Origin of the sequence: Actinomadura decatromicini (assembly GCF_008121305.1) — a bacterium.
In the GTDB taxonomy this organism is placed as follows: Bacteria; Actinomycetota; Actinomycetes; order Streptosporangiales; family Streptosporangiaceae; genus Spirillospora; species Spirillospora syzygii.
In genome coordinates, this window is record NZ_VSRQ01000013.1 from 18,328 (window position 1) to 40,612 (window position 22,285).

Consider the following 22,285-nt stretch of genomic DNA (forward strand, 5'->3'; position numbering starts at 1 on the left):
CGCCCGCCGGATGCCGTGAGTCCTCGAGCGGCGCACCGGCATGACCGAGGCTGCCGAACTCAGCGGCCCGCCGGTGCCTTGAGCCCGCCCGGCGTGGTGGGGCGCTGGCGCCCTCTGGGCGCCCGCCTCCAGCGGCGCGCTGGGGCGACTTGAATCTGCGCGTCCTGGTGGCGTGCTGGCACGGCTTGAGCCTGCCCGTCCTAGTGGCGCGCTGGAACGGCTGAAGCTGTGCGTCTTAGTGGCACGTTGGGACGGCTTCAGGGTGCCTTAAGGCAGGTCCGCGAGCCTTGGAGCTGGACCATGACGCCTAAGGTCGGCCGCGAGGGCTGGGCGGGCGTTCTGGGGACGTCCGCGGAGAGGGGTCCGGAGGCGCTTTGGAGGGGCTGGTCTGTTGGGCGCTGAGACGGCCCTGGACGGCGAAGGCCCCGGCCGGGCCAGTCGGGCCTAGCCGGGGCCTGGAACGCGCCAGAAGCGTGCTGCGAGCCGTCCCGCGGCGGCTCAGTGCATCGGCATCGGGGCGTCGACCGTGCTCGCGGCGGTGGTGTCCGGCCTCCGGCGCGGCAGGAGCAGCGCCGGGATGAAGGCCAGGGCGATCAGCCCGACCGCGTACAGGTAGGTGTGCTGGAACGCGTCCGCCATCGGACCGGCGATCTTCGCCATCACCTCGGGCGGCGGCTTCTGCGTGCTGCCGATCTCGCCGCCGCCGAGCTCGCTCGTGAGTCGGTTGGCGAGCAGCACCGACATGCCCGCGGTGCCGATGGACGCCGACACCTGCTGGATGATGTTCAGCATCGTGCTGGCCCGCGGAACCTCGTCGTGGACGAGGGTCTGGATGGCGGCCGCCATGGTCGGCATCATCGTCATCCCCATGCCGAGGCCCATCACGAACAGCACGGACCCGAGCACCCAGTAGGACGTGTCGGCCCCCAGGACGGCCGCGAAGCCCGCCACCGACAGGACCACCACGACCAGGCCGAACAGGACGACCCGTCCCGGACCGATCCGGTCGGTGAGCTTGCCGCCGATCGGCATCGTGACCATCGCGCCGAGGCCCTGCGGGGCGAGCAGCAGGCCCGCCGCCATCGCGCCCTCGCCGCGCACGGTCTGGTAGTACAGCGGCAGCAGCAGCATCGCGCCCATGAACGCGGTGATGAACATCACCATCGTGCCGGACGCCGCCGCCACCGACCGGCGCCGCAGCAGTCGCAGGTCGATCAGCGGGTTCTGCGCGGACAGGGCCCGGAACACGAACCCGATGACCAGTGCCGCGCCGACCACCGTGAAGACCAGCGGCTGGGTCTGCATGAAGTCGCGCTCCTCCGCGCCCTTCGCCACGCCGTAGATCAGCGAGGCCAGGCCGGGGGAGAGCAGGAGAAGCCCGATCAGGTCGAGCCGTTCGGCCGGCTTGGGCTCGTCCCGCTTGAGGACCCTGCCCGCCAGCACCAGCGCGACGATGCCGATCGGCAGGTTGATGAAGAAGATCCAGCGCCAGGACACGTCGTCCACGAGGTAGCCGCCGATGATCGGCCCGAGGATCGGGCCGAGCAGCATCGGCACGCCGACGATGCTCATCACCTGTCCGACCCGCTGCGGCCCGGCCGCCTGGGTCATGATGGTCATCGCGGCGGGCATGATCATTCCGCCGCCGAGCCCCTGCAGGACCCGGAAGAAGATCAGACTCTCCGCCGACCACGCGAGACCGGCCAGCGTCGAGCCGATCACGAACAGCCCGATCGAGGCCATGTACAGGCGTTTCGTGCCGAACCTCGCCGAGGCCCAACCCGTGATCGGGATCACGGTGGCGAGCGCCAGCGTGTAGCCGGTGGCCACCCACTGGATCGTGGCCAGCGAGGTGTTGAACTCCTTGGCCAGGTCGTTGATGGCCACGTTGACGACGGTCACGTCCAGGATCGACATGATCGCGCCGAGGACGACGACCCCGGCCACCACGAGCACGCCGCGGTCTAGGCCACCGCCTGCGTCGGGTTCCTTGAGCGGGCCGTCCGCCGTCTTCTGAGACGCGGGAGCGGTCAAGAGAGACTTCCAATCGTCGAGGGCCCGCGCACGCGGGCACGCAGGGACCGTGGGTCGTTCAGGGGGTACCGCCGCAAAATTACTGCAGCGACTGACACTTTCGCGAACGGTTAAACTCCGCAGGCTCCGGGAGTATTCCAACGGGGTACGACAGAACCGCCCAGCTCCAGGCATCCAAGCGTCCGACCTCGACCAACCTTGAGGTCAACGAAGTGTGACAGACGCGACATCCCGCCCTCCCTCCGCTCGCACGCACACCCAGACAGACCGCCCGACCACCCCAGACTCATCGCAACCCCCGCCTCCCACTCAGCGACCACGCCTCCAGCGCGCCCGCATCGTCGCTCTCGGCATGTAGACGTCGTCTCGTCCAGGTTTGTGACAGTGAGCGGGCCGAAGGGTCGGATCTCGTTCGTCACGCGACCTTCAGCCGCCGACCGAGCGCCTCGGCATTGCGAACCTCCTGCCCCGGCGCGATGTGGACGGTGAGTTTGCGGTTGGCGGCCAGCGGCGCCAGATCGAGCCCCGGCGCGGCATCTGTGATGTACAGGTTCCTCAGCCGGGGCAGCGAGGCGAGCGGCCGTAGATCGTTGAGCGACGCACAGAGATCGAGCCGCAAGATGCTCAATCTCGAAAGGCTTCGCAGTGGTTCGAGGTCGCTGATCCCTGTGGCGATGAGGCTCAGCAGCTCCATCGCGGGGAGATCGCGGAGGGCGTCGAAGTCGCTCGCCTGCTGACAGCCGTCCAGACGGAGGTCGGTCAGCGGGAGACCGGTGAGGGGCCGTAGAGACGTCACCCAATCGCATCCACTCACGTCGAGGGTGCTCAGATGGGGCGCCTCCCGACAGAGTTCGTCGAGGCCGCCCTCGCCAAGACATGAATCGCCGATGCCCAGCGTTCTCATGAATCGCAGTGGAGGAAGCGCGTCGAGGCTGGTCAGGTTGAAGCAGGCCCTGAGCGACAGTTGGCTCAGGGTGCGGTGGCGGTGCAATGGTGAATAGTCGGTGACGGCACCGCAGTTGGAGTGCCAGAACGACCTCAGCCGCGAAAGATCTTCGAGGAAGCCAAGGTCCCTTACGTCTGAGGTGCCCAGAGAAAGGCTCAGCAATTTCGGCAAAGATGGAAGAAGGGTCAGTCTGTGATTGAACTGTGGACGTTGAGGTGCAGTCTGATCAACGTCTCCGCGTGACGATCGAGGAAACTGAAATCGTCGATCTCATCTATATTCACCGTCAGACCGGTCAGGCGCGGCACTCTGCCCAGGGCTTTGAAGTGCTCTCGTCTGTATGCCCAAAGTCGAGCATCGGCGGGAAGGTGAGTGAGCACGCGCTCCGTGAACTCGTCACAGTCGAAGTACCTCCACGCCTCTGACAGTTCCCATTGAACGAGCGAATTGGGATGGGACGCGTACCGGGCCAGTACTTCGAGGGAGTCCGGCCCGTTGACCAGCCAGGCCGTCCGCACCGTCGCTTCAAGGGCGGCCGAGTTGAGACCGTCGAGAGTGTCCGGGAGACGGGCCAGGACGGGTTCTCCTGCGGTGGCGAGGGAGCGGGCGGCCGCATCGTTGCGGGGCGGGATGAGGTCGTCCAGGCATTGATCGAGATCTCGTTGGAGGTCTTCCGGGACGGACGGAAGCGTCTCCAGGCAGGCGACCGCTACGAGTTTCAGGGCGCGGGCGCGCGGCTTCTCAGCATGGGCGCGCGTCAGGATGCCGGTGAGAAGTTCGCGGCGTAGTGGTTCGTTGACGTGCCCGGCGGCCATGATGACGGTCTCGCGCCAGGTGTCGCGGTGGGCGTTCTTCACGAGCAGGTCCATGTCGCCGAGGTCGGCGGCATGTTTGGCGGTGAGGTATTCCTGGACGGTGCGGTGGACGAAGTCGATCCGGCCCGGCACGGGCTCGCGCAAGATACCGCTGCGTTGCAGGAGTTCGTCCAGGACGACGTTCGCGGAGACTCGGACTTGGGGCATCGAATCCAACCGATTCGCGACGAGCCGCTCCACCATTGGCTTGGGGAGTTCGACGCGGGCGCTGGTCGAGATGTGCCAGGCGATGTCCTGGAGGATGCGGACCTTCTGTTCGCGTTCCAGGACGCTTGGGATTCCCCGCTTCGTGTCGCGGGTTTCGATGAGCATTTCCAGGGCCGCCGCGTAGAGGCCCATGCGGTCGCGGGGGAGTGCTTCGCGGTCGAGGTTGAGGGCGCACAGCATGGCGGCCAGCAAGGGATTGGACGCGAGTGTCCGCAGATGCGGGGCCGCCTCGAACCGCGCCAGTAGCCGCGCTTCGTATGAGGGGATCCGATCTAGGGGACACGGCAGGTCGGGGCAGTCGCGGACGGCGTTATGCCAGTGCTGGACGAGCGTTCGCAAGTCGGCTGGGGAGAGTTGTTCGAGAAACGCCGTCCCGAATCCTTCGGCGCGTAGCCAGTCGGAGCCGGCCGCCGCCGGACGCGATGTGACGACGATCCGGATGTTGCGGAACTCGGTGACGATCGCCTTGAGCCATTGGCGGACCGTCTGGCGCTGGGCGCTCGTCACCTCGTCGACGCCGTCTACCAGGAGGAGTGCACGACCAGACGTCAGGCGCCGGTGTACCCACCCGCGCGGCATGAGGCCCGCGAGGTTTCCGGCGACATCGTCGAGGAATTCCTCCGGACGCGGCAATGGCCCGCCCGCATGGCTGCGGAGCTTGATGACGAACGGGACGCATCCGTTCCACTCACTCAATGGCCCGCTGAACGAACCACGCGCCGCCGTAATGGCGAGCCAGCGCAGCAGCGTGCTCTTGCCGCTCCCCGCCTCTCCGCGCAACAGCATCAAACGCTGATCGCGCAGCGCTGCCTCGACTCGAACCGTGCCCGTACTCGCCTCGTCCCGCCAATCGCTGACTGGCACGGCCTGCGGGGTCAGGCGGTGGCGGTCGCGTCGGCCTTCGTCGGACGCGTTCAGGCTTATGTACGCGACGCTCAGAGTCGTCTGCGGACGTGTGAACCGCTCGAATCGCACACCGAACAGTTCCAGCGTGTCGAGCGATTCGCTGATCGACGCCAGATAGCGGCGGGTGAACTCGTCGTCCTCGGATTCGCCTTCGGGCGCGTCCAGCGTCCGGACGGGGAGTCGCGCTAGGACGGCCCCGACCTGCTCGGACATCCCGCTGAGCCGTCCAAGCATCTCAACCGAGGCGCGTGGCCCGAATTGCGGCAGATGGACGATGATCCGGGCTAGGCAGTCGCAGCATTCGTCGAGCGTGACCTCATAGAGGCGTGCTCCCGCCTCGCCCAGCTCGAACTCGGCTCGGCGTGCGGGGAGCCGCGAGCGCAGGCCACGCGCCAGTTTCACCGCATCGGCGTCGGCTGCGAACAAAGCCTCGTCTGAAAGGTCGGCGCTTTCCAGTGTTCGCGTCACCTCGTGCAGGATGGCTATGCGATCGCCATCGGTGAGGTCGCGGAACTCGTGCGGGACGAACGTCAGTATTCGCTTGGCGACCGAATCGGCGATCCCGTCGAGTTGGCGTTGTGCATCCCGCCGCCTGATCTCGTCCGGGAACCCGGTCTTGATCAATTCGACCAGGTCCTTGCCCGCGGCGTCCCGTCCGGAACGCCCGGCGACCCACCGTCCGACGGCTAACTGCGCCACCGATCCGCCCACCCGTATCGCGGCCACCTCGACGGACACCGAACCCCCATTCGCCGGGAGTCATTATGCCGAGATGGGACGGAATGCGTTTAGCGAACCGGCTGCAGGCCATTTTCCGACGCGTCCAGAATCGGAGGCGCCGCAGGGGCGTAATTCGGGGAGGTCGCCGCGAGGAGTCAGAGGTGGGTCAGGACGTTGACCACGCGGCCGTTGGGGTCGCGGACGAAGAAGCGGCGTACTCCCCACTCCTCCTCCTGCAACGGGTGCACGATCTCTGCGCCGCGTTCCTGCATGAGGGCCCAGATCGCGTCGACGTCCTCCACCTCGACGCTCATGTCCGGCACGACCGGTGCGGTCTCGTCGCGGGTCATGAAGGTGACCTGGGCCGTGGGGTTGGAGGGGGAGGCGAGCGTCATCACCCAGCCGAGGTTCATGACCTCCTCGAACCCGAGGAGGCCGTAGAAGTCGCGGCTCTCTTCCATGGCCTCTGAGCGGATGTCGGGCATGACCCTGCGGATGGACATAGAGGTCGGCTCCTAAACGGCAGAAGAAGATGGATCTTCCTCCATCCTCTCCTGCGCGCAGCGCTGACCCGTCGTCGCAGGGGTGGGTGTCGGTGGTTGGGGATTCTTTGCGGGGTGTTGGACGGAGCGTGAGGGTACGCGGCCATGAGGCGTGCATATGTCTTAAAAGCGACTCTTGGGGACATCATGCACATCTCTCGTCCCGCGCCGGACATCGCCGAGCTGACGGACGCCATCGCGATACCCGGGCTGGGGTTTCTGCCGGTCAACGCCTACGTCGTCTACGCCCGGGAACCGGTGCTCATCGACACCGGGCTCCGCGCGTCCAGCCCCGATTTCCTGGACGAGTTGTGGTCGCTGGTCGAACCCGACGACCTGCGTTGGGTCTACCTCACGCACCCCGACCACACGGGCAGCGTTTTCGAGATCCTCGCAACCGCGCAGGATGCGTTGCTCGTGACGTCCCGACCCGGCTTGGGGCTGTTGTCGTTGGAGCATCGTGTCCCTCGCGAGAGGATGTTCGTGCTGAATCCCGGCGAGCGGCTGGACGTGGGCGACCGGCGGCTCATGGCGTTCCGGCCGCCCCTCCGCGACAACCCCGCGACGACCGGGCTCATCGACGAGCTGACCGGGGCCTGCTTCGGCTCCGACTGCTTCGGCGCGCCGATGACGTCCGGGGACCTCGTCCAGAGCGAGGACGTCGCCGCCGTCCCGGACGACGAGCGGGTCGCGGGCGAGCGCCTCTGGACGGCCGCCGACACGCCGCGACCGGCCGACATGGACCGGGACGCCTACCTGTCCGGCCTGGCCTGGCTGCGGGACCTCGCCCCCTCCGTCGTCCTCGGCGGCCACCTGACACCCGCGCATTTCAGGGTTGAGACAGTCTTCGACACGCTCGCCGACGCGCGGGACGCGCCGTCCCATATGGGCCCCGACGAACTGAGATTCCGGCGGACGCTCGCTGGTATGGAACCCACCCGCATCTGACGCGCTCAGGGCGAATGGATCTCGAACCACACGGCGTGGCCTTCGCCGCGCCGTTCCACGCCCCAGTCCGCCGTCAGGAACGAGACGAGCAGCAGGCCCCGTCCGCACACCGCCGACTCACCCACCAGCGCCAGATGCGGGACGGACGTGCCGCCGCCGTCGTCCACGACCTCCACTCGGACCACACGCTCGGAGTGCCCCACCTCCACGCGGACCTGTCCGTCCGGCCCAGAGTTCGTGCCGCAGCGCGTTCGCCACCAACTCGCTCATGCAGAGTGCGGCGTCGTCCAGCAAGGGGTGGTCGCCCAGAACGTCGCGTAGCCATTGCCGCGCGTGCCCGGCCGCCCGATCCATCCCCGGCAGCAGAAGCACATCGAACCTCAGGGTCGGCACCGTCACCAGTCCACTCCTTCCGGATCACCGTCGCCGAAAAGAATGGGCTGGACGCGCAACGCCGAGTGATGCGTTCGCCCGCGTCGTCCCGAGGTCCCCGGGCACATGTGACTCAGTCACTTTTGACTGAGTCACTTTGGCCAACCCGGCCCGTCACCTTCACTGATTACTCTTCGTCAGGTCATGATTACGTCATGGACGACCCGCAGCGCCCGACCATGCGAAGCCGCAAGCTCGGCGCGATGCTGCGCGAGCTGCGGGAGAGCCGCGGCCTCACCCTCCAGAAGGCCGCCCGCCTGCTGAACCGGACGCCGTCCTCGCTCAGCAAGCTGGAGACCGGCAAACGCGGCATCCGCCGCCCAGCCCTGGAGCACATGCTCGACCGCTACGAACTCACCGACACCGACCAGCGCAACGCCCTGTACGAACTCGCCCGCGACTCAAAGAAGAAGGGATGGTGGCTGCGCTACGAGGGCAAGATCTCCCCGTCAATGCTGGACTACATTTCCCTTGAGGCCGAGGCCACCTCCATGAGGAGCTTCCAGCTTCACCTAATCCCCGGGCTCATGCAGACGGAAGACTATGCCCGTGCGGTAATCGAATGCGGATTCTTCCAAGGTTTTACGCCGGATGTCGACGGGCTGGCGGAGATACGTATGCGTCGGCAAAAGATCCTCGCCGACCCTGACCCGCCACACTTGTGGGCGATAGCAAGTGAGGCTGCGCTCCGCCAGCAGTTTGGCGGACGTGCTGTAATGCTGCGTCAGCTCAAACGCTTGATCGAACTCTCGATACTACAGAACGTGACTCTGCAAGTCCTTCCGTTCGCGGTGGGTGGTCACGCTGGCCTCAATGGTTCCTTCACCACCGTAAGAACAGACGATCTTTCGATCGTCCTGGTGGAGAACCTGACCACCGGCTGGTATCTGGAGCAGCAGGACGACATTCGTCGACACGAGATCGTCTTCGACCACCTCAGTGGCGTCGCATTATCGCCATCCGACTCTCGGGCCTACATAGAACAGCTAATGTCGGAGGCATGATTAGTCAGCGGTACATTATCTCCCCATGGCGTAAGAGCAGCCACAGCGGAAGCGTGGGGCAGGAGTGCGTGGAGGTGGCTACGCTCTGGCGTAAGAGCACCCACAGCGGAGGCGAAGGACAGGAGTGCGTCGAGGTCACCGCTCTGATGGACCAGGGCGTGGCGTTGCGTGACTCCAAGGATGCGAGCGGGCCGATTCTGCCCGTCGCGCCGTCCGCCTGGGCGACTCTCCTCGCCAGCATCAAGGACGGTTCGCTCGACCTGACTCCCTGACATTGGCTTCAAGAGGGGACGACCGCGCTGCGGTCGTCCCCTCTTGTGCGTCAGGCGGTCTTGGCCTTGGTGATGGCGTTGCGCAGTTCGGTGAGGAAAGCCTTGCCGTCTGGGTCGTCGCCCAGAGCGATGTGGAAGGACGAGTGTTCCGGGGTTCCGGACCACGGGCCCGTGGCGGAGATGCCCGTGTCCAGGCTCGCGGGTAGCGCCGGGTCGAGGCTCACGTCCTCCAGGCGAATCGAGCGGACGTGGATTCCGCGCTGGCCCCGGTTACCGCCACCACCAAGTAGCGCGGCAGGAGAAGGGCGATCGTCGTGTGCTCGGTGTCGGGGTCGCCCGACTTGGTCAACCGCGCCAGCAGCCCAGGCCGCTTGAGCCGGACGCTGCGCGTCACGCAGCACATCCGCGCGGCCGCCGCCACGTCGCCGAGTTGGTGCGCCTCGCCGTGCTCAATGAGCGCGTCCCGCACCGCCGGATCGAGCGCGTCCGGCTCGCATCGCCTACTGGAACGTTCGTACAGCCGGTCAACCATCCACGACCTCCCAGAGATCGCCCCAGCGTACGGTCTCGGTCCGAGCCGCGGGAGGTCACTTCAGTTGGAAGAACGCGGCTATTCGGCATTCGTGGTAGGTGACGTCGTCCTGGTCGAATTCGGTTCCGTGTTGGCGGGCGAGCTCGAAGTAGGCGGCCTCGCGGCGGAGTTTGTGCGGATGAGCTGGGCGGCGGTCCGGTCGTCGATGGGACCGGCGGTGCCGCCAGCCTCGTGGTAGTCGGTGATGAAGCGGCGGCGTTCCTGCTCGGCCTCGCCGAATTCGTCCGACCATTCGAGTGCGGCCGAGGCGACCTCCAGTTCGGGCGGGCCGATGAGGACCTCGTCCCAGTCGAGGACGGCTATTAGGCGCCCGTCGTGGGCAAGGGTGTTGCCCGCGTAGAAGTCGCCGTGCAGTACCTGGCGTGCGGGATTGCGTTCGGCGTAGTCGGCAAGCCAGTGGTCCAGTTCCGGGTCGGCTAGGTAGGGCACTTCCGTGGGCGGGTCGCCGTTCAGGCCGACTTCGGCGAAGGCCGTCTCGGGACGTGGCGGCGGGCGGTAGGAGGCGAGCGCGCGGTGCAGGCGTGCGAGCGTCCGCGCGGCCTGGGCTCGCATGCGGGGATCGTGGTCGTCGGGCCATTCGCCCGCGACGTACGGCCACAGCGACACGGGACGTCCATCGACGCGGACGATCGTGCCTCCCGCTCGCGTCCGCAATGGGGTCACGGCCTCGGGAATGGCGGACGCGGCATGTGCGGCGACCGCATGGCACCATTCCGCTGTTGCCGTGCTCCGCCACTCCGGGCCGACCCGTGCCACCAGATCCCCGATCCGGTAGGCGGCCGACTCCTCCCCGCCGTGCAAGCGCTCGGCCGGGTCCTCGACCTCCCGCCCCCAACCGTCCTGAATCGCTGCTCGGATGGAGTCGGTGAAGGGTATTTCTACATAGGTCACGCCAGATCTCCTCCAGGACGACAGATATCAGATGTTCAGGGAGCAGAAGCGCCACTCAACGCGTGCCAGGACGCGAGGACGACCACGGTGGTGAGCGCAGCGGCGAGCAAGAACGGCGTGGTGATGGTGACGGCCCGCGCCGCGAGTCCGCCCAGCAGCATGCCGGTCGCGGCTCCGGAGGCGTCGATCAGCGAATAGACGCTGGTGACCCGTCCAAGAAGGTGGTTGGGGGTTGCTCGCTGCCGGACGGTGGCGGAGATCACTCCCCACACCATGGTGTGAATCCCGAAGACCACGAGAATGGCGGCTGCCAGCCACGCCCGCGTAGTGAGCGCGAGGGTCAGATGGGTCGCCGCTTCGACGACCAGCCCGCCCCGGAGAAGCGCGGCCGCGCCGAGGCGTCGCCGCAAACGGTCTGCGACAGCGGTTCCGACAAGGCCGCCGACGCCGAACGTGGTGAGCAGGAATCCGTATCCGACGGGCGAAAGCCCGAGGCGCTCTTCGGCGTAGAGGACAAAGACCGAGAATGCGCCGCAGAACGCCAGGTTCGCCACTCCCATGGCGACCGCCAGCGTGCGCAGCAATTGATGCGACCACAGAAAGCGCATTCCTTCGGCGATCTCGGTGCGCAGCGCGCGTCGCGTTCCCTGGACGGGTTCGACGGGCACCGGGCGCATCGACGCCACCAAGAGCGCAGCGACGAGGAACGTGACGGCGTTGACCCCGAACGGAATGGCGGCGGCTATGGCGAACAATGCCGCGCCCAACGGCTTGGAAAGGAACTGGTTGCCGACCGTGAAGGTGGCCATCAGCAGTGCGTTCGCCGACGCCAGCCGTTCGGGCGGCACGATGGTGGGCAGCCGGGCGACCGATGCCGTGTCGGCCAGCGTCTCGCCGGTACCGAGGAGGAAGAACACGGCGTAAAGAAGCGGGATGTTCACCACTCCGATGGCGATCACCGCGGTGAGCAGGCGAGCGTGGCACCGCGCGCCACATTGACCGCGAAGATCAGCTTTTGCCGGTCGACCCGGTCCACGTGGGCACCGCTGACCAGGGAGAACAGGAGCCAGGGGAGGGCCTGGACGAACGCGGCGCCCGCGACCAGCGCCGGGTCCCGCGTCAGGGTGGCGGCGAGCAGCGGACCGGCCACCAGGGTGACGCCGTCGCCGATGTTGGAGACCGCCGAGGCGGCCCAGAGTTTGGTGAACTCCGCGCCCAGGCGCGTCGAACTGAGGGCACGCAAGAAGAGCTCCTCGGAAAAGGCGGAACAGGGGTGATGACCTTCGTCCGCCCTGTCACCGGGAGCCGTGACGCCTTAGCGGCAGGTGGGCTCCGGGTGCGAGGCGGCGGCCGTGTGCATCCCGAGTCGCATGTGATCCCCTCTCGACGCCGGCCCGACATTCCCGCCGGACGGTAATCGTCCGGCCGCCGCCCCGCAATCCGATTACGCGGAGAGATGCTCCGGGCAGTTGAGGCGGAGGTCGGCGGTGCCGAGGCGCGCGTTTAGGAGCGTGCAATGGTGGCCGCCGTCGCGCAGTTCGTGGAACCGGCAGGTCAGGCACGTCCGGGCGACGGTGATGACGCCTTCGCGGTGCAGGTGCCCGATGAGGAGCAGCAGCGAGTTCAGCACGGTTTCGCGTTCGCCCTCGGGGAGCGTCTCGACGATGGAGACCAGTTCGCCGCGCTGGGCGGCGATGGAATCGGCGGTCTCGCGTCCGGCGGGGGTTAGCGAAAGCGCGAACCTGCGCCGGTCGGACGGGTCGCGTTGCCGGGCGACCAAGCCCTTCCCGATGAGCGCGGTAACGGCGTCGCTGACGGTCGGCTGCGTCACCTGGAGTTCGCGGTGCAGCGCGTCGACATTCGCGGCCGGGGGCGGCCCGGACGCGAGAACGGTGAGCAGTTGGAGCTGGAGCGGACTCAACCCCTGCGCGCTCGCCATCTGCTGGCTGAAAGAGCGGTAGGCGACGGTCAGCCGTTCCAGCGCATCGACCGTCTTCGCGGCGACATCCCGTCCACCCATGCTTGACACCCTATAGGACTCCTCTCTATAAACACATAGGAGTCCTATAGATGAAGGGTGGCTCGCATGACCACGCAGATCCCGGCCGGATACACCTATGGCTCGACGGCGCCGAGCCCGGTCTCGCCGGAGGAGCTGGCGCAGCTTGAGGCGAGCGTCCTGTTCACCGCCGACGACCAGGAGGCCCTCCGAACGGCGGGGGACGTCCTCGAAGACCAGGTCGAGGACGTCCTGGACGTCTGGTACGGCTTCGTCGCCGCGAACCCGCATCTCGTCGCCTATTTCTCGACCCCGGACGGGACCGTCCTGAACGACTACCTGGGGCGCGTCCGCGGACGGTTCGGCCAGTGGATCCTCGACACCTGCCGCCGCCCGCACGACCGGGAATGGCTCTCCTACGCCCACGAGATCGGCCTGCGGCACACCTTCGAGAAGAAGAACAAGACGGACGACGCCCCCTCCGTCTCGCACATTCCGCTCCGCTACATGGTGGCCTTCATCTACCCGATCACGGCGACGATGCGTCCGTTCCTGGCGAAGAAGGGGCACGGCGAGGAGGACGTCGAGCGCATGCACCAGGCGTGGTTCAAGGCCGTGACGTTGCAGGTGATCCTCTGGCTCCGGCCGTATTCGTCCGACCGCTGGTAAGCGTCCGGGACAGGGCCCGGGCGGCGCGGCCTAGCGTCGCGCGCTCGCGCTCTTCCAGTCGTTGGGCGACGTGGAGGGGCCGGGCACAGCGCTGTCGAATCTCGCGGCATTCATTTCAGAGCGGCCGTCCGGGCGACACGGTCGCGGCTCAGCGGCGCGCCATCGAGGTCTGCCGTCTGGGCGGCAGCCGCCGGGGCGAGGGCCACGCGCTCTCGCACCTCGGGCTGCTCCTCGCCGCCGACGGCGACCGGGCGGGCGCGGTCCAGGCGCATTGGGACGCGGTCGGCGTCTGGCGCGGCCTCGGCGACCGGGAGGCCGAGGCCGCGGAGCGCGAGACGCCGACCATGCGGCTCGCCGAGCTGATCGTCTCGTCAGACGCCTCTCAGCCGGAGGTCCAGGCGCGGAAGCCGTCCCGCCAGCTCGGGTAGCGCGGTTCCCAGCCGAGTTCCTTCTTGGCCTTCTCGTTGGAGTATCCGCGCGAGCCGGTCATCTGGCCGACGATGAGGTCTCCGGCGAGCAGGCGTCCGAGCCACGCGGGCACGCGCAGTGGCGGCTTCGCGCCGATCACCTGGGCCAGGTAGGGCAGCCAGTGCGCGACGGGGGCCGGGTCGTCGTCCACGATGTTGTAGACGCCGGGCGCGCCGCGCTCGACCGCCGCGACCGTGGCCGCGGCGGCGTCGGTGATCTCGACGAACGACCAGACGCCCATCCCGCCGCCGACCAGCGGGATCATCCGTTTGCGGACCGCGCCGAGCATGGCCTCCGAGGCGCCGGGGCCGTAGAAGCCGCCGTAGCGCAGCACGATCCCCTCGGCCGCCTTAGCCGGGACGGTCGCGTCCACGTAGGCGATCGCCGCCGGGCCCCGCACGGCCGTCCGGAGCGGACGCCAGTCGAGCGGGTCGTCGTCGGACTTCAGCCCGCCGCCGGGACGCGCGTCCGGCCCCGGCCCGGCGTAGCTCTGCGCGACGACCCGGCGCGTGCCCGCGCGCTCGGCGGCGGCCAGCAGGTTGTCGGTGCCGCGGGTGCGCAGCTCGTTCGTCGCGGCGAACATCCGGTCGAAGTTCCGGAAGCCGCGCGTCCCGCCGGACAGCGCGGTCATCTGGTGGACGATCACGTCCGGCGCGGCGGCCGACACCGCCGCGATCACCGCGTCCCGGTCCAGGCCGTCGAGGACGACCGGCTCCGCGCCCGCCTCCCGCAGCCCGGCGGCCTTGCCCGGCGTCCGCGTGGTGGCCGTGACGTCGTGACCGGCCGCGATCAGGGCGGGAACGAGGTGCCTCCCCAGCGCCCCCGTCGCCCCGGTGACGAAGACTCGCATTGCGTCTCCCTCCTAGGGTGTTCTCCCATCAAGACCCTGGAACACCCTCGGATGTGACATCACCGGGCCGTGTTTTAGAGCCCCTTTGTCATGAAGACGCTGTTCGGGTCGGGACGGTAGTCCGCGAAGGGGGCGCAGTAGGCGAACCCGAACTTCTCGTAGAGGCCGCGTGCGGGGGCGAAGAACTCGTCGGAGCCGGTCTCCAGGCTCAACCGGGCGAACCCCATGCGCTTGGCCTCGGTGAGGATGTGGGCGAGCAGGAGCGACGCGACCCCGCTCCGCGTGCGCTTCGGCGCGGTGCGCATGGACTTCAGCTCGGCGTGGGACGCGTCCAGCCTCTTGACCGCGCCGCATCCGACGATCAGGCCGTCGTCCCGTACGGTCCAGAACGTGACCTCGGGCCGGCGAAGGGCGTCGAGGTCCAGGGCGTGCTTGCTCTCCAACGGCGTGACGGACCTCATCTGCCGTACGTGCTCGTGGAGGAACTCGGCTATCTCCGGGCCGGACAGGTCGTCCACGCTGATGTCCATACCACGACCTTAGCCAGTAGTTCGTCTTGCGAACTTCGCGGCTAGGGTGGACGTGTGGGAGCGCAGGGTGATGGGGAGATCGGCGTCGTCAACGCGCTCGTGCGCGGCGCGTTCCTGGTGAACGCGGTGTACGCCGAGTCGGCCCGGGAGCATGGGATCACGTCGCAGCAGGGCGTCCTGCTGTGCGTGCTCATGGCGCAGCCGCGCGGGATGGGCGAGCTGGGCGGCATGCTCGGGCTGGCCAAGTCGAGCCTCACCGGCCTGGTCGACCGCACCGAGCGCCTCGGCCTGGTCCGGCGCGAGCCCGACCCCGCCGACATGCGGGCGGTGCGGGTCGCGCTGACCGCGGAGGGGCGGGCCCTCATCGACGACTTCTATCCGGAGACCTGCCGCCGGGTGGAGAAGCTCGCGGCGGGCCTCGGCGACGACGAGCGCGCGACGCTCGCCGCCCTGCTCGGCCGCGTCGTCATGGACAACGACGTCCCGGTCATCTTCATGTGACGTCCTCCGCCGCGGAATAAGGGCTGCCTCCGCGAGTTGAAGTTCGTAGCACGAACTAATACGGTTCGTTCTACGAACTTTAATCTTGAGGAGTGCTCATGAGCCGGACAGTGGCGGTCATCGGCAGCGGGTACGGCGGCGCGTCGGTCGCCAAGGCCCTCGACGCCGAGGCCGACGTCGTCCTGATCGAACCGCGGGACGCCTTCGTCAACGCGGCCGGGACGCTGCGCGCGCTGACCCGTCCCGACTGGGCGGGAAACGTCTTCTTCCCCTACGGCACGCTGCTCGCGCGGGGGAGCTTCGTCCGCGACCGCGCGGCGTCGGTCGACCCGGGCGGCGTCACCCTGGCGTCCGGACGGCGCGTCGACGCCGACTACCTCGTCCTCGCGTCGGGCTCCAGCTACAGCTACCCGGCCAAGCCCGAGGCCGACTCCACCGACGAGGCCCTGGACCACCTGCGCCGGACCCACAAGGAGCTGTCCGCCGCCGAGCGCGTGCTGATCGCCGGAGCCGGTCCGGTCGGGCTGGAGCTGGCCGGTGAGATCAAGACGGTGTGGCCGGACAAGCGGGTGACCGTCGTGGACCCGGCCGAGCCGCTGCTGCCCGGCTACCATCCCGACCTGCGCCGCGACCTGCGCCGGCAGCTCGACGAGCTGGGCGTCCGCGTGCTGCTCGGCGCCGGGCTGGAGGCCCTGCCCGAGACGGAGTCCGGGGTGGCCGGGACGTTCACCGTCACCACCACCGGCGGCGAGGAGATCACCGCCGACATCTGGTTCCGCGCGCACGGCGTCAAGGTCAACAGCGACTACCTCGCCGACGGGCGGCTCGTCGCCAGGACGGCGCGGGGCGAGGTGCCGGTGACCGAGACGCTCGCCGTCCGCGGATACGAGCACGTCTACGCCATCGGGGACCTCACCGACGTCCCCGAGGTGAAGCGCGCCGGGTGGGCGATGCGGCACGCCGAGATCGTCGCGGAGAACATCCTCGCCCAGCTGCGCGGCGAGCGGCCGGAGGCCGTGTACCGGCCGACGCCCGACCCGATGATCCTGCTGCCGCTCGGGCCGACCGGGGGAGTGGGGCAACTGCCCACGCCGGACGGACCGTCCCTCCTCCAGCCCGCCCAGGTCGCCGAATACAAGGGCGCGGACCTGTTCACCGGACGTTTCGCCGACCTGTTCGGCACCGCCTGAAAGGAGCAGGAGAATGACCCTTCCCGACGTCGTCTTCGGATTCGGCGCGCATCCCCGCGTCGACGAAGCGCCGGAACTGCTGCGGATGGCGGAACGGGCCGACCGGGACGGCCTCGACGTCTTCTCGCTGTCCGACCATCCCTATCTCGGTGAGCGCCTGGACGCCTATGCGGCCCTCGGGTTCGTCCTCGGACGGACGCGGCGCCTTTCCGGATTCGCCAACGTCACCAATCTGCCGACCCGTCCGGCGCCGATGCTGGCGCGGGCCGTGACGTCGCTGTCGGCGGTGTCCGGCGGACGGGTCGTCCTCGGCATGGGCGCGGGCGGGCTCTGGGACCGGATCGCCGACATGGGCGTCGAACGGCTCTCCCCGGCCGCCGCCGTGGAGGCGTTCGAGGAGGCGATCGTCCTGGTCAAAGAGCTGTCCGGGGGCGGGCCCCCGGTCACCCGCCACGGCCGCCACCACCGGGTGGACGGGATCGCGCCCGCGCCCGTCCCCGCGCCGCCGGTGTGGACCGGGTCGGTCGGCCCGAAGTCCCTCGCCGCCACCGGGCGGGTCGCGGACGGCTGGATCCCCGGCCACGCTGCGGACTGGCTCAGCGAGCGCTACCTCAAGGGGCGGGCCGTCATCGACGCGGCGGCGGAGGAGGCCGGACGCGACCCGCGCGAGATCCGCACCGTCTACAACCTTCCCGGGCGCATCACCGACCGTCCGCTGGACGCGACGCGCGACCGCGCCGGGCGCTGGATCGGCGGCTCCGCCGCCCAGTGGGTCGAGGAGCTGACCGGGGCGGTGGTGGAGCACGGCGCGTCAGGCTTCATGCTCTTCTCGCCGGACGGCGGGACGCCCGAGCCCGCCTCCATCGAGCGCTGGGCGGGGGAGATCGTCCCGGCGGTGCGCGAGGCGGTCGAGGCGGAGCGCGGCGGCGCGGGGCCGAGCGGAGAGGCACTAACATGATCAAATGCTGCGCACTCCGGGCATCGCCGCCTTCACCGGGCAGCCCAGCGACCTCGCCGAATGCCGGGCCGGGACCGACCTGATCGGACGTCCCGAAGTGCAGGAGTTCCTCCAGTCCATCACCGACCCCGACGCCGCCCTCGCCGAGCTGACCGGGGTGCTGGACGGCGGCGACGCCTTCCGCGCCGGGATGATGGCGTTCGTCTGCGGGGTGCTGGTCGAGCGCGGCGGCTCCGTGGCGATCCCGGTCGACGCCGTCCTCGCGCTGATGGAGCGCCACCTGCTGCTGGCCAGGGAACGCGCGGACGGCCGCGACGGCGCGGGCGCGGGCGCGGACGACGAGTTGTTCGAGCGGTCTCCCGACCTCGTCCGGGCGCATCACGCGCTGCCATTCGTGCTGCTCGCGGCCATGACGATGCTCAGCCGGGACGAGGCGGCGCGGCGGCGGCTGCGCGCCCGTCCCGGGATCGCCGCGCTGGTGGACGCGCTCCAGAAGCACTACGAGACGCTGTACTACGTCCGCGAGGTGCTGTCGCTCGTGGACGGTCGCGACGTCCTGCTGATCGACGTGCGGAACCGGCGGGGCTTCGTCCTCGGCCTGACCGGCGTGCGGGACCGCATGTACCACTTCTTCGCCCTCGCCCAGGACGCCCTGCTCCGGCACGCCGGGCCCGGCTACCTCGGCGCCGAGCCGGCCGACCCGGCGGCCGTCCGCTACGCGCAGAACCGGGGGCTGTCCGCCGACGACCACCGGGCGGCGGCGGACCTGCTCGACCACCAGCTTCTCGGATTCTTCTATCCGGGGGTGAAACGGCCCGCCGGAGAAGCCGTCACGGGGCTGTTCTTCCCCGGCTCGGCGCCATTCGAGGCCATTCCGGTGATCGCCGGGGTCCCGACCCTCTTCCTGGCCGAGCGGTCCTTTCGCGCCCAGTGGTCGCCGGGAAACATGTACCCGGTTCTGCATGAGGCGCTGGAATCGCGGGTCAGCCTCCGTGAACTGCCGTCCGAGGACGTCGAGGCGTGGCTGGCGGAATTCACCAAGCCGTCCGACTGACTCCGCGCCCCTATCGCTTCAGGCGGGCGTAGACGTCGCCTGACCGGCCGCGCGGCCGGATGCCTTCGAGCCGCCTCTCCAGAGTGGCCGCGTCGAGCCAGCGCTCGCTGGCGAGCCGCATCGTCTCGACGGGCGAGTAGTTGTAGACGTAACCGCCCGCCTCCGCCCCGAGCCGCTCGACGATGCGCAGCGCCTCCAGCCCGGCGTCGTGCGCGGACGGGACGTACTCGAACGACAGCGCGGGCACGGGCCGCGTCAGGCCGCGCAGGACGTCCGCCTCGAACCCCTCCACGTCGATCTTGCAGAAGGCCGGGACGCCGTGGCGCGCGATGAGGTCGTCCAGCGTCGTGACCTCGACCTCGACGGACTCGTCCCAGCGGACGCGGGCGAAGCTCCGGTCGGACGCGACCGACGAGATCCAGCCGGGCGACATCGACGACACGGTCGGCGTCGCGGACGACACGGCGAGCCGCGCGTGCCCGGGGGCCGCGCCGACCGCCTCCGGCACGATCGCGGTCCCGCCGTCGCGGCCGTAGAGGAGGCGGAGGACGCGCAGGCAGTCGGGCTGCGGCTCGACCGCCACGACCCGCGCGCCGAGACCGCGCCAGACGCGCACCCGTCCGCCGACGTGGGCGCCGATGTCGAACGCCACGTCGCCGGGCCCGAGGAACTCGCCGTACAGGCGGCGCGCCCGCCGGTGCTTGCCGGGGACGCCGTAGTACATGACCAGCGAGCGGGCGATCCCGTAGGCGCGCAGCAGCATCCGCCGACCCTACCGCGCGGGGCCCGGCGGGCCGCGGACTTCAGCGCTTGCGGCCGAGGCCGCCGTAGATCGAGACCTGCGAGTCGTGGATGCGGCGGGCCTCGTCGTCCGGCCGCCAGTGGTGGGCGGGGACGACCCCCGGCTCGACCATGTCGAGCCCGTCGAAGAACCGCGTGATCTGCTCCGTGGTGCGGCCCTTGGACTTGATCCCGTGCTCGTTGTGCTTCTTCACGGCGGCGACCGGCCGCGCCGCGCTGTCGAGGTTGATCGTCGACAGGGCCAGGTAGCTGCCGGACGGCAGCGGCTCCATCAGCCGCCGGACGATCCGCAGCGCCTCGTCGTCGTCGTGGATGAAGTGGATCACGGCGATCAGGCAGAGCGCGACGGGCTTGGTCAGGTCGAGCGTGTCGTGCACCTCGCGCGCGGTCATGATGGCGTCCGGGTCGCTCAGGTCGGCCTCGATGTAGCGGGACCGCCCCTCCGGGGTGCTGGTGAGCAGCGCGCGGGCGTGCGTGAGGACGATCGGGTCGTTGTCGACGTACACGACGCGGGCGGCGGGGTCGACGCTCTGGACGACCTCGTGCAGGTTGGGGGACGTCGGCAGGCCCGTCCCGATGTCGAGGTACTGCCGGACGCCGCCCTCGACCGCGAGGTAACGGGCGACCCTGACCATGAAGTTGCGGCTGGCGCGCATGGACGTCCGCATGTAGGGGGCGACCTTGACGACCTCTTCGGCTGCGGCGCGGTCGGCGGCGTAGTGGTCCTTTCCACCGAGCAGGTAGTCGTAGACCCGGGCCGAGTGGGCCACGTCGGTCCGGAGGTCGAGCGAGGTCGGTTCATGGTCGGTGGCGTCGGCCACGGGATGCCCCCTTGGTCGGTGCGGTGGCACATCTCACAGGCTAGCCGGACTCCGCGCCCCACCGGATCACGTTCGCGGAGGTCGTGGAGCCGGAGACGGCCGGGAGCGGCCGGGCCGCCGGGGATCCGCGTTCCGAAATATGATCATTTGCTGTGGTAGAGAGCGAAATCTCCTTGGAACGCGCCGATTTCGGGCGCGCCGGAGATCGGCGCCGCGCAGCCGCATTCGGCCAGATCGACAGGGGCCGGATCGACGGGGGACGGGCGGGGGGACGGACGGGCGGGCGGTGAGCCCGTCCCGGGGGGACGGGACGGGCTCACCGTGTGGTCATCGGTCGGGAGCTCAGCGGGAGTCGAGGGCGACGGCGACGTCGGTGATGGGGAGCGGGAACTTGCCCACCGCCGTGGCCGCGCCGGTGAGCAGGTCCACGGTGTAGAAGGTGGAGGCGCCGTTCGGCGCGACGAAGGTCCCGTAGGCCGAGTTCGAGACCGTCTTGCCGTTGCTGAGGACGCTGTGGATGTCGAGACCGGCGTTGGGCGCGACGTTCACGCCGAGCGCACCGGTCGCGACCAGGAGGCCGTTGTTGGTGGGGGATTGGATGACGACCTGGTCGGTGTCGGCGTTGATGTCGAACAGGGTGGTCGCGGTGTCGTTGTTGAGGTCGTTGTTGGTGTAGGCGGCGGCCGCGACATTGTTGGCCGACAGCGGGCTGTCGATGGCCGTGGTGTTGGTGTTGAGGTCGTGCCGGAGGTTCTGGCCGGCGTCGCTGATCACCCGGAGCCGGTCGAGCGCCGGGTTGAAGTCGACCCCGAAGTTCGTGCCCTTCAGCGCCGCCGTGAGCTGGGAGACCTTCGTCAGGGTCGATTCGGATCCCGCGTCCAGCGAGACCGTGTAGATGCCGCCGGCGTTGCCGACGACGTAGAGCTTGCCGTCCTGTACCCGGAAGTCGATCCCGATCAGCGAGGTGTCGGTGACCAGCCCCGTCGGGTTCTTGACCCAGTCGAGGACCTGCGGGGCGTCGGTCTTGAACGCCGCCACCAGCGTGCCGTCGGCGGAGATTCCGAACGCCTGGAGTCTGGCGTTCTGGGCTGAGCCGCTGCCCGGGAAGCCCGCGACCAACGCCGCGGAGGCGGCCAGCGCGGCCAACCCCCACTTGATGCGCGTCTTCATCGACTTTCTCCTTTCTTGGACCCTGCCAAAATGGTTCCGGTATGGTTGCCGGGTCGGCAGGGTTGGCTTGGCGGTAACTGCCGAAAATGCGATCGCCGATCAGGATGACCTGCGGTTTCGCGCATGCGGAATGAGCCGATCGGTACTCGGTACCGGATTCGGAGAAAAGCGCGACTATACGTGATGGGAGCGCGGAGGGCCGCTTTTAGCCCTCCGTTGGATCATCGTGCCCCAGGAGGCGTGGCCGGGCCATCGCCGGGGTCTGGCCGCAGATGGTCACGCCAGTGGTGACCTGCCGGTTTCACCCGCACGGCCGCACCAGGACACCGCCACCCGCCTCACTCGCGGCCCACCAGCCCGTCCAGTCACGTCAGTGAGACGGACGGCCGGGGCCGAAAATCGGCGTCCGGCCGTCTTATTAACGGACGGCGACTCACTGCCGGCACTTTCGCTATTTCGAGCGCTTCCGCTTGTTCAGTGCCGAGCCCTTGTGGACCGCCTTCTTGCCGCTCTTGTGGCTGCGCACGACGTACTGCGGCTCCTCCGGCGAGGCCGCGACGGTGCGGCCCGCCTCCTCCCGGCGATCGGTGATCTTCTCCTCCACGCGCCCTTCGGCCGTGGAGCCGTGGCTGCGCCAGTCGACCTCGTCCCCCACGCCGGGGTCCTTCTTGCGCTTCTTGCCCATGTTCCTCGCGGTACCCGCCGCCGGGACGGATAGTCACCGCGGCGTCACGATCGGCAGCCCGCGGGCCGATCGGCGCCCGGATGCAACCGGCCGACCGTCGCGGCCCGAAGGAACGGACAGCACCACTACGGACGGCGATGGAGAAACAGTGCGCTCCCCACACCATGTGACACAGGACGACGTGACACGGGACGACGTGACACGGGACGGCTGTCAGCGC

General features: G+C 69.0%; 22 protein-coding genes and 2 pseudogenes. 8 read left to right on the top strand and 16 right to left on the bottom strand.

Going from position 1 to position 22,285, the window contains the following annotated elements; translation table 11 throughout:
- Positions 1-498 precede the first annotated feature (498 nt).
- From FXF68_RS39710 to FXF68_RS39725, 4 genes are all read right to left on the bottom strand, one after another.
- Positions 499-2,034, bottom strand: coding sequence for a DHA2 family efflux MFS transporter permease subunit (locus tag FXF68_RS39710; protein ID WP_246179201.1), 1,536 nt, complete (start codon positions 2,032-2,034; stop codon positions 499-501).
- A gap of 415 nt (positions 2,035-2,449) precedes the next feature.
- Positions 2,450-3,151 carry a leucine-rich repeat domain-containing protein gene (locus FXF68_RS39715; RefSeq protein WP_148767991.1) on the bottom strand — a complete coding sequence of 234 codons (702 nt, stop codon included), beginning with the start codon at positions 3,149-3,151 and terminating at the stop codon, positions 2,450-2,452.
- Between the two features lie 14 nt (positions 3,152-3,165).
- The gene (locus FXF68_RS39720) at positions 3,166-5,706 is read right to left on the bottom strand and encodes an NACHT domain-containing protein (RefSeq protein ID WP_148767992.1); all 2,541 of its coding nucleotides are present in this window, start codon (positions 5,704-5,706) and stop codon (positions 3,166-3,168) included.
- Positions 5,707-5,843: 137 nt separating this feature from the next.
- Positions 5,844-6,191 (bottom strand): VOC family protein, encoded by a 348-nt coding sequence (locus tag FXF68_RS39725; protein WP_148767993.1) that lies wholly within the window; start codon positions 6,189-6,191, stop codon positions 5,844-5,846.
- A 186-nt stretch (positions 6,192-6,377) separates the two neighbouring features.
- Between FXF68_RS39725 and FXF68_RS39730 the strand changes: the two genes are divergently transcribed.
- Positions 6,378-7,178: an MBL fold metallo-hydrolase gene (locus tag FXF68_RS39730; protein ID WP_187438352.1), complete on the top strand. Its 801-nt coding sequence runs from the start codon at positions 6,378-6,380 to the stop codon at positions 7,176-7,178.
- Between the two features lie 5 nt (positions 7,179-7,183).
- Here the strand turns inward: FXF68_RS39730 and FXF68_RS42865 are convergent.
- Positions 7,184-7,408: pseudogene (locus tag FXF68_RS42865) on the bottom strand (ATP-binding protein); the annotation flags it as partial.
- Between the two features lie 357 nt (positions 7,409-7,765).
- On the opposite strand from FXF68_RS42865, the gene FXF68_RS42870 reads away from it, so the two are divergent.
- Together FXF68_RS42870 and FXF68_RS39740 are read left to right on the top strand one after the other, a co-directional pair.
- Positions 7,766-8,614 (top strand): helix-turn-helix domain-containing protein, encoded by an 849-nt coding sequence (locus tag FXF68_RS42870; protein WP_187438354.1) that lies wholly within the window; start codon positions 7,766-7,768, stop codon positions 8,612-8,614.
- Positions 8,611-8,886: a DUF397 domain-containing protein gene (locus FXF68_RS39740; protein ID WP_148767996.1), complete on the top strand. Its 276-nt coding sequence runs from the start codon at positions 8,611-8,613 to the stop codon at positions 8,884-8,886. Before FXF68_RS42870 ends, FXF68_RS39740 begins: the two co-directional genes overlap by 4 nt.
- 50 nt (positions 8,887-8,936) lie before the next feature.
- Here FXF68_RS39740 and FXF68_RS42875 read toward each other — a convergent pair whose 3' ends face one another.
- The 5 genes and pseudogenes from FXF68_RS42875 to FXF68_RS39760 all read right to left on the bottom strand — a co-directional run bounded on the left by FXF68_RS42875 (position 8,937) and on the right by FXF68_RS39760 (position 12,389).
- Complete coding sequence (locus FXF68_RS42875; protein ID WP_187438355.1) at positions 8,937-9,110, bottom strand: hypothetical protein; 174 nt, start codon at positions 9,108-9,110, stop codon at positions 8,937-8,939.
- Positions 9,107-9,418 (bottom strand): hypothetical protein, encoded by a 312-nt coding sequence (locus tag FXF68_RS39745; RefSeq protein WP_148767997.1) that lies wholly within the window; start codon positions 9,416-9,418, stop codon positions 9,107-9,109. Before FXF68_RS39745 ends, FXF68_RS42875 begins: the two co-directional genes overlap by 4 nt.
- A 78-nt stretch (positions 9,419-9,496) precedes the next feature.
- Positions 9,497-10,369 carry a phosphotransferase gene (locus FXF68_RS39750; RefSeq protein ID WP_222870319.1) on the bottom strand — a complete coding sequence of 291 codons (873 nt, stop codon included), beginning with the start codon at positions 10,367-10,369 and terminating at the stop codon, positions 9,497-9,499.
- Positions 10,370-10,404: 35 nt separating this feature from the next.
- Positions 10,405-11,519, bottom strand: a pseudogene (locus FXF68_RS39755) (MFS transporter).
- 294 nt (positions 11,520-11,813) lie between these two features.
- Positions 11,814-12,389 (bottom strand): MarR family winged helix-turn-helix transcriptional regulator, encoded by a 576-nt coding sequence (locus FXF68_RS39760; RefSeq protein WP_148767998.1) that lies wholly within the window; start codon positions 12,387-12,389, stop codon positions 11,814-11,816.
- Positions 12,390-12,455: 66 nt separating this feature from the next.
- Here FXF68_RS39760 and FXF68_RS39765 point away from each other — a divergent pair, with 66 nt between their 5' ends.
- The gene (locus FXF68_RS39765; RefSeq protein WP_148767999.1) at positions 12,456-13,037 is read left to right on the top strand and encodes a protoglobin domain-containing protein; all 582 of its coding nucleotides are present in this window, start codon (positions 12,456-12,458) and stop codon (positions 13,035-13,037) included.
- A 382-nt stretch (positions 13,038-13,419) separates the two neighbouring features.
- On the opposite strand, the gene FXF68_RS39770 is transcribed toward FXF68_RS39765, so the two are convergent.
- Together FXF68_RS39770 and FXF68_RS39775 are read right to left on the bottom strand one after the other, a co-directional pair.
- Positions 13,420-14,355 (bottom strand): NAD-dependent epimerase/dehydratase family protein, encoded by a 936-nt coding sequence (locus tag FXF68_RS39770; RefSeq protein ID WP_148768000.1) that lies wholly within the window; start codon positions 14,353-14,355, stop codon positions 13,420-13,422.
- A gap of 74 nt (positions 14,356-14,429) precedes the next feature.
- Positions 14,430-14,885 (bottom strand): GNAT family N-acetyltransferase, encoded by a 456-nt coding sequence (locus tag FXF68_RS39775; protein ID WP_148768001.1) that lies wholly within the window; start codon positions 14,883-14,885, stop codon positions 14,430-14,432.
- A gap of 54 nt (positions 14,886-14,939) precedes the next feature.
- On the opposite strand from FXF68_RS39775, the gene FXF68_RS39780 reads away from it, so the two are divergent.
- From FXF68_RS39780 to FXF68_RS39795, 4 genes are all read left to right on the top strand, one after another.
- Positions 14,940-15,386 carry a MarR family winged helix-turn-helix transcriptional regulator gene (locus tag FXF68_RS39780; protein WP_148768002.1) on the top strand — a complete coding sequence of 149 codons (447 nt, stop codon included), beginning with the start codon at positions 14,940-14,942 and terminating at the stop codon, positions 15,384-15,386.
- Positions 15,387-15,484: 98 nt separating this feature from the next.
- Complete coding sequence (locus FXF68_RS39785) at positions 15,485-16,576, top strand: NAD(P)/FAD-dependent oxidoreductase (protein WP_148768003.1); 1,092 nt, start codon at positions 15,485-15,487, stop codon at positions 16,574-16,576.
- Positions 16,577-16,589: 13 nt separating this feature from the next.
- Positions 16,590-17,534: an LLM class flavin-dependent oxidoreductase gene (locus FXF68_RS39790; protein ID WP_148768004.1), complete on the top strand. Its 945-nt coding sequence runs from the start codon at positions 16,590-16,592 to the stop codon at positions 17,532-17,534.
- 4 nt (positions 17,535-17,538) lie between these two features.
- Complete coding sequence (locus FXF68_RS39795) at positions 17,539-18,588, top strand: hypothetical protein (protein WP_148768005.1); 1,050 nt, start codon at positions 17,539-17,541, stop codon at positions 18,586-18,588.
- A gap of 10 nt (positions 18,589-18,598) precedes the next feature.
- Here FXF68_RS39795 and FXF68_RS39800 read toward each other — a convergent pair whose 3' ends face one another.
- The 4 genes from FXF68_RS39800 to FXF68_RS39815 all read right to left on the bottom strand — a co-directional run bounded on the left by FXF68_RS39800 (position 18,599) and on the right by FXF68_RS39815 (position 22,065).
- Positions 18,599-19,351 carry an FkbM family methyltransferase gene (locus FXF68_RS39800; protein WP_148768006.1) on the bottom strand — a complete coding sequence of 251 codons (753 nt, stop codon included), beginning with the start codon at positions 19,349-19,351 and terminating at the stop codon, positions 18,599-18,601.
- Between the two features lie 40 nt (positions 19,352-19,391).
- Positions 19,392-20,210 (bottom strand): SAM-dependent methyltransferase, encoded by an 819-nt coding sequence (locus FXF68_RS39805; protein WP_148768007.1) that lies wholly within the window; start codon positions 20,208-20,210, stop codon positions 19,392-19,394.
- A gap of 342 nt (positions 20,211-20,552) precedes the next feature.
- Complete coding sequence (locus FXF68_RS39810) at positions 20,553-21,380, bottom strand: DUF4394 domain-containing protein (protein ID WP_148768008.1); 828 nt, start codon at positions 21,378-21,380, stop codon at positions 20,553-20,555.
- A 451-nt stretch (positions 21,381-21,831) separates the two neighbouring features.
- A complete protein-coding gene (locus tag FXF68_RS39815; protein ID WP_148768009.1) occupies positions 21,832-22,065 on the bottom strand; it encodes a hypervirulence associated TUDOR domain-containing protein in 234 nt (77 codons plus the stop codon).
- Positions 22,066-22,285: the final 220 nt, after the last annotated feature.